The sequence below is a fragment of the Mesorhizobium sp. B2-4-13 genome (assembly GCF_006658535.1).
GTDB classification, from domain to species: Bacteria; Pseudomonadota; Alphaproteobacteria; order Rhizobiales; family Rhizobiaceae; genus Mesorhizobium; species Mesorhizobium australicum.
In genome coordinates this window covers 1-1,552 of record NZ_VFVB01000024.1, presented here as the reverse complement: position 1 = coordinate 1,552, position 1,552 = coordinate 1, and the positions used below count along the sequence as shown (strand labels likewise).

General features: G+C 61.9%; 1 protein-coding gene. It reads right to left on the bottom strand.

Features of this window, described 5'->3' with window-relative positions:
- Positions 1-127: 127 nt before the first annotated feature.
- Positions 128-1,498: an IS1182 family transposase gene (locus FJ936_RS30390; RefSeq protein ID WP_141907502.1), complete on the bottom strand. Its 1,371-nt coding sequence runs from the start codon at positions 1,496-1,498 to the stop codon at positions 128-130.
- Positions 1,499-1,552 lie beyond the last annotated feature (54 nt).

The window sequence follows — 1,552 nt, the reverse complement described above, 5'->3', positions numbered from 1 at the left end:
TCAGACTGCTGACAAACCCCGTCAATTTTGGCGGGGTTTTGTTTTTATGGTTTGAATGGGCTGGTTATTTCGGTGTCGGGACGAATTGTCTGGAGGTTGCCGGTTCGGCCGCGGGTGACGCCTCGCCTCAGGCGAAGTGGGTTTTGTTCTTTGGCCAGAGACAAAGCGCGATTTTCTTGATGTTCTGGGCGGCGGCTGCGAGTAGGCATTGGCAGGCGACACGGGTTCGGCTTTTGAAGCGTGCATAACGGTGGCCATGCAACTGCTTGGCGTCGGCAAAAGATCGCTCGACCGTCTCCTTGCGGCGCCGGTAGATAGCCTTGCCCCACGAAGTGAGGCGGTTGACGTCGTTTCGTTCGCGTGCCTCCTGCCAGACATGGCGGGTAATCAGCCTGGCGGCGTTGGCGTTCGAGGTGCAGGAGGCCAGCAACGGACAATCGCGGCAGATGGCGGGATCGCTCTTGTAGTGGCGATAGCCGGTGCGGTCGGTGGTGGCGTAGGCAAGCAGTTGGCCCTGCGGGCAGCGATAGCCGTCAAGCTCCCGCTCATAGGCGAAGGCGCTCTTCCTCATCATGCCGGGTTTGGGTGGGCTCGGGTTGCGATAGCCGGTGACGCCCCTGATGGCGCGTTCCTCCAATCCCCTGGCGATGCCCGGCGTGGCGTAGCCGGCGTCGAGGCCGACGGCGCCGACCTGGAAGCCGAAGCGCTCCACCTGCCGGTCGAGGCGGGAGAGATAGACGATGGAATCATGCACGTTGGCAGGCGTTGCATGGGTATCGGTGATAATGGCGTGGGCGGCATCCACCGTGCGGTGGTCGAGGTAGAAGAAGCCCTTCGGCTTGCCGTCTCGAACCATGTAGCCGGCATCCGGGTCGGTGCGCGAGACCTTGGTCTCTTTCTCCACCGGCTGCCGCTCCTTTTGCTTCAGCGGCTTCTGGCCATGCAGCGCCCGCTCGGCCTCGATCGCCCGGTCGAGATCGGCCCAGTAGTCGGCCCGTGACTTGGCCACCATGGCCAGGTCGTATTTGCCCTTGTTGGCATTGGCCTTCAGATGCGTGCTGTCGGTGTAGAGCACCGTGCCGTCGACAAGCCCATGCCCGATCGCCTGCTCGACAATGCGGTCGAAGATGCCTTGGGCGATGCTCTCATCCTGATAGCGCCGGCGCCGGTTCTGCGACAGCGTCGAGGCGTCGAACACCCTATCGGTCAGCTTCAGCCGCAAGAACCAGCGATAGGCGACATTGACCTCGATCTCGCGCGCCAGCTGCCGCTCCGAGCGAACCCCGAACAGGTAGCCCACGAACAGCGCCTTGAACATCAAGGTCGGATCCAAAGGCGGGCGGCCATTGTCGGCACAGTACAGCGGCGCCGTCAGTTCGTGGATGAAGGAGAAGTCGATCGCGCGGTCGATTTTGCGCAACAGATGATCAGCCGGAACAAGCTGATCCAACGTTACCATCTCGAGCGCGGTCTGTTCAGGGGCGGGTCGCTTCAACATGACCCAGTGAATCAAAAACCCCCGGCAAAAGCCAGGGGTTTGTCAGCAGTCTGA